The organism is Chitinophaga terrae (ex Kim and Jung 2007) (assembly GCF_900107795.1).
Classification (GTDB): domain Bacteria; phylum Bacteroidota; class Bacteroidia; order Chitinophagales; family Chitinophagaceae; genus Chitinophaga; species Chitinophaga terrae.
The window spans coordinates 42,572-49,583 of the sequence record NZ_FNRL01000037.1; the positions used below are offsets into that span (position 1 = coordinate 42,572).

Sequence of the window (7,012 nt, forward strand, 5' to 3'; positions counted from 1 at the left end):
ACCCGGGCGTTAGTTTTTCACTATATTTCGTGAAATCATCAGGCGTTTCTCTATATAAAGGGAATCAGGAGAAGTAATCGCTCTTGCTGATGCCGAGCTTTTTCATTTTTGAATGGAGGGTATTGCCGGGTATTTTCAGGATATCGGCTGCGCTGCCGGTACCGGATATCTTGCCGCCGCAACGCTTTAATGTTTCGATAATATAACTGCGCTCCACTTCATCCAGCGAGCGGTTTAACAGCAGTGCAGGATTTGTTTTATCTGTACCTGTACTTTCAGGGATGAACAGATCGTCAATCTTCCCGTCTTCCGCCAGCAAAATACTGCGTTCTATCAGGTGTTCCAATTCTCTTACATTTCCCGGCCAGGTATAGCTCCGGAGTTTTTGTATCACTTTAGGAGAGATGCTTTTGATCTTGCGGCCTGTACTTCTTGTATATTTCTGTATAAAAAAATTGGCAAGGGGTTCAATATCTTCCTGCCGTTCCCGTAGCGGAGGTAAATGGATAGGGAAAACATTCAGCCGGAAATAGAGATCGGCCCTGAATCGCCCGGCCTTTACCTCTTCGTCGAGGTTGCGGTTGGTAGCCGCTATCAGTCGTACGTCCAGCCTGATCGTTTGTTTGCCCCCGATCCTTTCCAGTTCCCGTTCCTGGATCACCCTTAAAAGCTTTGCCTGGGCATCAGGCGGCAGTTCCCCGATCTCGTCGAGGAACAAGGTGCTGTTATTCGCTAACTCAAATTTGCCGATACGCCGGTCGGTTGCGCCGGTAAATGCGCCCCGCTCGTGCCCGAACAGTTCGCTTTCTATAAGGTTGGCGGGTAATGCGGCGCAATTTACTTTCACCATTAGTTTATCCTTCCTGCCGGAGGCATTGTGTATGGCCCTTGCAACCAGTTCTTTTCCGGTTCCTGTTTCTCCCGTTATTAATACGCTGGTATTAGAGTCGGCTACCAGGGAAATAAGCCTGTACACCCGTTGCATAGCCTCGCCGTTCCCGATGATCTCCGAAAAATTGTAGATGGTCTTTATCTGCTCTTTGAGGTAGTCGTTTTCTATCTCCAGTTTCTTTTTATAGGTAAGCAGTTTTTCATTGGCCTGGATGTTGGCGATAGCAATAGATATCTGTGCGCATATACCTTTAACCAGCAAGGGGCTTAAGCGGTTTGCCAGTATCCAGATGGTGCCGATACTCTTATCGCCCACCCTTAACGGCAACGCATACATGTTCTTCAGGCCGGTTGATCTCCATAACCCGGCGTAGTCATTCCCGCTTTTTATTTCTTCCTCTACACTGAACATAATGCCTTCTTCACTGGCCAATACCTGCGCAGTATATGGCTCGTCAACGGTGATGCGGTGAGCGGCCATGTTATCGAACTGGTCTTTTACTTTCGTAAACAAAGACTTGTCATACATGAAGGCCGACAGGTGTATACCATCATCCTCCAGTACCCGGATCATGGCCAGCTTTGTATGCATGGTTTTATCAAGCACTGTGAAAATAGCATGTTGCAGTTCTTCCCTGGTTCTTACCCGGGTGATATCTTTACTGAAGTCGAGCAGGAAAGCCTGTTCTCCCTGGGTTTTACTAACCTGGTCGTTCGCTATGATATTAGCCATAGCGATGGATATCTGTGCGCAGATACCTTTCAGCAATCTTACATTTATTTCATCTATATCCAAAAGCAGGATGCCCAGGTTGGTTTCTCCGTTGCGTAAACGGATGCCTACAAAATTTTCTATGCCCAGTTGTTTCCAGTATTGCAGGTAGGTAGAAGTAATACCTCTCCGGATTTCCCGTTCGGTATTCAACAGAACCGGTATAGCGCTGTTCAGGATACGGTTTTGCAGGCCGTCGTTCATTTCGAAGCTGGTGTTCTCCAGCTCCTTAATTATCTTCCTGTTCTTTACATTAGGCATATCGTAAACATAGATGCTCAATGTATGTTTATCTTCATTGATCCGGCGGATAACAAAACCGCCCGAAGGGTTTAGTTTGCGAAAGGCCCCGTGAACGGCCCGGGCAAGGTCGTCCTTTGTTCTTACAGCTGCTATCTCGCTCGAAAAATCCAGCAGGAATGATTTTTCCTTTTCTTCCTTTAATAATTCTTCGTTCTTCAGGATATTGGAAACAGCGCCTGAGATCTGCGGTACAATACCGTTAATGATACTCCTGAATTCAGCGCTGAACCCTTCAGGTTTGTCTGTATAAATATGAAGAAACCCTATAGGCTTGCCTTCCTTCATCAGTTTAGTCATAAGGATCTCCGTTACGCCCTTTTCATAGTTCACTTGCAGGAAAGGCGGGCTTTGCGGCAGGTCCATCACTTCTTTCAATAAGAAAGAGATAGGCGCCGAAGCCTGGAGTACGGACTGTATAAACGGTTCGTTCAGTGAAAAACGGGAATGCACCATTTCCTGGTAACGATCATGCGTCCGGATAGGGGAGCCTTCATTGTCGAGCAGGAAAGGGGTATATGTTTCATCTTTGTAATCAATAAGGGTAATGATAGTATGGCTGATATAAAACAGGCCTTTAATCCCCTTCTTGAAGAGGTGAAGGAGGTCGTTCTTTTCACGCACCTTGGTCAGTTCATTACTCAGCGCCAGTAAGATCTCTTTTTCTCTTCTATAGTCTTCTACTGTTTGGATAAGCGTTTCGGCTTCCTTTTTACCGGGAGTGGAGTGACGATTGTTTTCTTTGCCACCTTCATTTTTCATTTGACCGTGCAGTTAGGTGAGGCGGATTCAGGGGGCCTCGTTCACAATAATAGATCGTACTAAAAGTAGTTATTTTTTAGGAAATGGAGGATGTGAGGAGAGGGGGAGGGGCGGCAAAAACTTATACTGGTAGGAACATGTTAAGAGTAATTTATGAATCCCATCCCTTAAATCAATTCACCAACCCCTTCTTAAACTGATTAGGAGTAAAACCTGTTTCTTTCTTGAAAAGCCTCGAAAAATAAGATAGGTTCTCAAAGCCCAACTCATATGCAATTTCAGACACCCGTTGGTTATCTGTTCTTAACCTGTTCTTCGCCTCGTTCACCAGGTAAATATGTATCAACTCTATGGCTGTTTTACCGGTTTCCTGTTTCAGCATGTCGCTCAGGTAACGGGGCGATAAGTTGAGTTGAGATGCGAGTGCGTTAACAGATGGTAACCCCTGGGTATGCAGCAGACCGTTTTTAAAATAGGCGCCCAGTACTTCATTGAACCTGGAAATGGTTTTGCCGGATAATTCAGTCCTGTTAATGAACTGGCGTTTGTAAAAACGCTGGGAGTATTTCAGGATAGAATCGATATGCGCCAGGATGATATCCTTGCTGTATTCGTCGGTGTTGTTGTGATATTCTGTTTCTATCTTGCTGAACAGGTCCCATATTGTATGTTCTTCAGATGGCGACAGGTGCAACGCTTCATTGGTCTCATAATCGAAGAACGCATATTTGCTGATCTCGTTGTGCAGGAAATGCCCGTTCAGGAAGTCTTCATGAATGAATATGATAAAGGCGTCTTCTTCATATTCCAGGTTGTTGAATTCGATCACCTGGCGGGGTTTTACAAATATCATACTACCGTTCTCGTGGTCGTATTTGGTGCGGCCATACATAATGACGCCCTATTTGAGCTTTTTGAACCCGATCATGTAAAAATCAGCGGTGAACTCCCGGTCGCCGATATTGCAGGTACGGGTGCACCTGTATGCGCTGAAAAGCGGGTTTTCAGGTTTCGGGAAACCATTGAACTGGTGAATATCTGCGAGCTTCTTAAAATGTTGCATTACTCCTCGGATTTAGACAAATCTACGCCAAAGATATGGCGTAGATTGTTAATGAAATTCCTATTTACCATGGGCTGCGGAGGAAACCTCGTTCCAGGCTGTCCATTCGGCGTGGCGGCTTTCGTAAGCCTGTTTGATCAGCGGGTAGGCATATTTGCCGAGGAATAAACGGAGAGGAGGATTTTTACTGTCGATCAGCTTCAACACCGCGGCAGACGTTGCCTCCGGTACTCCCCACATATCGTCGGTCATCCCGCTTGTAAACGCCGCCTTGATAGGCTCGTATTCAGGCCTGGCAGTGGTTTGGATGGCTGAAGCGCCCGACCAGTCGGTGGCATAGCCATTAGGCTCAACCAGGGTAACATGAATGCCGAATCCTTTCACTTCGGCGGCCAATGTTTCGCTTAATCCTTCCACGGCGAACTTAGACGCGTTGTAAAGCCCCAGTACCGGCAGGGTGGTAACGCCCAGTATGCTGGAAAGCTGGATGATATGTCCATGCCCCTGCGCCCTCATAACCGGCAAAACCGCCTGCGTAAGCCAGAGTAACCCAAAAAAGTTAGTTTCCATCTGCTCCCTGGCTTCTTTCTCTGATGTTTCTTCAATACTGCCAAACAAGCCGTACCCTGCATTGTTGATCAGCACGTCAATGCCGCCGAAATGATCTTTGGCCCGGGCGATCGCTTCAAAATCTGCCTGCCGGTCGTTCACATCCAGCTGCAACGGCAGGATATTGTCGCCATATTTAGCTACCAGGTCGTCCAGCGTTTTCAGGTCTCTCGCTGTTGCTGCTACTTTATCTCCTCTTTCTAATAATGCTTCTGCCCATAATTTGCCGAATCCACGGGAAGCGCCTGTTATGAAAATTCTCTTTGCCATTGTTGTATTTTTTAATGCTGCAACAAAATTAGACCGGCGAAGGGAGAGGGATTTATACAGAAGTCTGGAAGATTAGCACATTTTAACGAGGGAAATAAAGTGAGCTATCCAGACAAGTAATTTGAGCCATAAAGGAAAGTAGGGAGAGAACACAATGTTTGATCTTTGTGTTGTTAATCAATAAAAAATCAAAATCATGACAACAATAAAAAAGATTGCCCTTGGCAAGAATGGGCCTCTGGTATCGAAACTGGGACTAGGCTGTATGCGCATGTCATCCGTTTGGGGAGGTCCCGGACGCGACGAAAATGAAAGTGTAGCCACTATCCAGGCAGCGCTGGACAATGGTATCAATTTCCTGAACACGGGCGATTTCTATGGCGCCGGTCATAATGAGCTGCTGGTAGGCAGGGCGATCAAAGGAAGGAGGGATGATGCCTTTATCAGTGTTAAATTCGGGGCTATTTTTTATGGAGGCCGCATGTTGGGCCTCGATCTGCGCCCCGTTGCCATCAGGAACTTTATCAATTACTCGCTGGTGCGCCTGGGCGTTGAAACAATAGATCTTTACCAGCCATGCCGCATCGATGGCAGCGTACCGGTTGAAGATGTTATAGGTACAGTAGCTGATCTGATCAAAGAAGGAAAGGTACGTTACCTGGGCGTATCCGAAATCACTGCCGACCAGCTGCGGCAGGCACACAGCATTCACCCGGTGGCGGCGCTGGAAATAGGTTACTCGCTGGCCGACCGCCAGATCGAGAGCGACCTGCTGCCTGTTGCAAAAGAACTGGGAATAGGGGTTGTAGCGTTTGCCAATACCGCAGAAGGGTTGCTGACAGGCGATATGAAAGCGCCGCTTCCGGCGGATGCTTACCAAACGCATTTTTCAAGGTTCCAGGGCGAAAATCTGGTAAAGAACCTGGAGAAAGTGGAAGTATTGAAACAAATGGCAAAAGACAAAGGATATACGCCAACCCAACTGGCCATTGCCTGGGTAAATGCACAGGGAGATCATATTATGCCGCTGGTAAGTATGAGCAGCAGATCAAGACTGCCCGAAAACATACAGGCGATGGATATTACCTTCACCGCCGGAGAAATGGATACGCTTAATACCACTTTTGCACCAGGAGCAATACTGGGAGGTACTTACCTGCAGAGATAAAGTTTTATCTTCACATCATGATAAATCCAACTGCCGTCATCCCGGGTGTCATCTTTTACTCTTTCCTCTCTGGTATGAGAAAGGAGAAGTGTGCTTTTTTGGAGGATAATACCCTTGTTTTACAGGTATCGGGGCGTTTTACCCTGCAAACGGCCACAGAAAAGGTTGTTATGAGCCGTGGTCAAATGATGCTTATCAGGAAACACCAGTTGGCGGAACTAACAAAAATACCGGTTGAGGATAATGAATATCAAACGATCATTATCAGCCTGAAAGAAGACCTGCTCCGGCAGATCGCCCTGGAAGAACAGATAGAGGTTGACAGGAAATGGCAGGGTCCTTCCAATGTGCTGATCCCGGGCAACGATTTTTTGAGGGCCTTCTTCCAGTCGCTGCTCCCGTATGTGCAACACCCGCAGGAAAAAGTGACAACAGCAGTGGGAATACTCAAGGTCAAAGAGGCGATATACCTGCTGTTGGATACCATGCCCGAATTAAAAGACCTGTTATTCGATTTCTCGGAACCTCATAAAATAGACCTGCAGAAGTTTATGCTCACCAACTTCCATTACAATGTACCGGTCGATAAATTTGCGAGGCTTACCGGGAGAAGTCTGGCAGGCTTTAAGCGCGATTTCCAAAAAACATTCGGAATGGCGCCCCGCCAATGGTTGCTGGAAAAGCGCCTGTCGGAAGCCCGGTTTCTGATGGAGAAGAAAAATAAAAAACCGTCGGAGTTTTACCTTGACCTTGGTTTTGAAAGCCTTTCTCATTTTTCCCACTCCTTTAAGAAGAAATACGGGATGGCGCCAACGGAGATGGTCATTTAAAATAGTGAAGCCGCATAGATCATTGCTATGCGGCTTTTTTATGTGTGCCAGGCATGTGTTATATCTCTAGGGTGCAAGTCCCGAATGCGCTTTGTAGTAGGAAGCATTAGCCAATAGCAAGGGTGTCCACTGTAAAGTGGAATCTGAAGGAAGCTGGCGGCAAACATCCGGGCCGACGAACAGAAACTGTATACAAGGCGGGGTTACAAGGGTGATGTTGCATAAGAAACAAAAACCCGATACTACACAGATTGTAACAACGTAAATGCAGCGGCTACATGGATGGAAAGCGATAACACTTACCCTGGGAGGCCCTGTTTTTTTTTACAGGGAGTCAGCCGAGGTCA

At 46.8% G+C, this 7,012-nt stretch carries 6 protein-coding genes; 2 read left to right on the forward strand and 4 right to left on the reverse strand.

All coding sequences use genetic code 11. From position 1 onward, the window contains the following. Positions 1–64: 64 nt before the first annotated feature. The 4 genes from BLV62_RS25725 to BLV62_RS25735 all read right to left on the reverse strand — a co-directional run bounded on the left by BLV62_RS25725 (position 65) and on the right by BLV62_RS25735 (position 4,667). Positions 65–2,725 carry a sigma 54-interacting transcriptional regulator gene (locus BLV62_RS25725; RefSeq protein ID WP_089765633.1) on the reverse strand — a complete coding sequence of 887 codons (2,661 nt, stop codon included), beginning with the start codon at positions 2,723–2,725 and terminating at the stop codon, positions 65–67. A gap of 172 nt (positions 2,726–2,897) precedes the next feature. Beyond that, positions 2,898–3,617 carry a helix-turn-helix domain-containing protein gene (locus tag BLV62_RS25730; RefSeq protein ID WP_225889712.1) on the reverse strand — a complete coding sequence of 240 codons (720 nt, stop codon included), beginning with the start codon at positions 3,615–3,617 and terminating at the stop codon, positions 2,898–2,900. 9 nt (positions 3,618–3,626) lie between these two features. Beyond that, entirely contained in the window at positions 3,627–3,788 is a 162-nt protein-coding gene (locus tag BLV62_RS28865) for a hypothetical protein (RefSeq protein ID WP_225889711.1), read from the reverse strand. 60 nt (positions 3,789–3,848) lie between these two features. Further along, positions 3,849–4,667 (reverse strand): SDR family NAD(P)-dependent oxidoreductase, encoded by an 819-nt coding sequence (locus BLV62_RS25735; protein WP_089765635.1) that lies wholly within the window; start codon positions 4,665–4,667, stop codon positions 3,849–3,851. Positions 4,668–4,863: 196 nt separating this feature from the next. Between BLV62_RS25735 and BLV62_RS25740 the strand changes: the two genes are divergently transcribed. Continuing rightward, positions 4,864–5,835, forward strand: a complete 972-nt coding sequence (locus tag BLV62_RS25740) for an aldo/keto reductase (RefSeq protein ID WP_089765638.1) — start codon at positions 4,864–4,866, stop codon at positions 5,833–5,835. Between the two features lie 17 nt (positions 5,836–5,852). Continuing rightward, positions 5,853–6,665, forward strand: a complete 813-nt coding sequence (locus BLV62_RS25745) for a helix-turn-helix domain-containing protein (RefSeq protein ID WP_089765640.1) — start codon at positions 5,853–5,855, stop codon at positions 6,663–6,665. Positions 6,666–7,012 lie beyond the last annotated feature (347 nt).

Bases quoted from the DNA above. Each gene is read 5' to 3' on its own strand.
- BLV62_RS28865 (WP_225889711.1), bottom strand. From the start codon at position 3,788: ATGCAACATTTTAAGAAGCTCGCAGATATTCACCAGTTCAATGGTTTC.
- BLV62_RS25725 (WP_089765633.1), bottom strand. From the start codon at position 2,725: ATGAAAAATGAAGGTGGCAAAGAAAACAATCGTCACTCCACTCCCGGT.
- BLV62_RS25745 (WP_089765640.1), top strand. From the start codon at position 5,853: ATGATAAATCCAACTGCCGTCATCCCGGGTGTCATCTTTTACTCTTTC.
- BLV62_RS25735 (WP_089765635.1), bottom strand. From the start codon at position 4,667: ATGGCAAAGAGAATTTTCATAACAGGCGCTTCCCGTGGATTCGGCAAA.
- BLV62_RS25740 (WP_089765638.1), top strand. From the start codon at position 4,864: ATGACAACAATAAAAAAGATTGCCCTTGGCAAGAATGGGCCTCTGGTA.
- BLV62_RS25730 (WP_225889712.1), bottom strand. From the start codon at position 3,617: ATGTATGGCCGCACCAAATACGACCACGAGAACGGTAGTATGATATTT.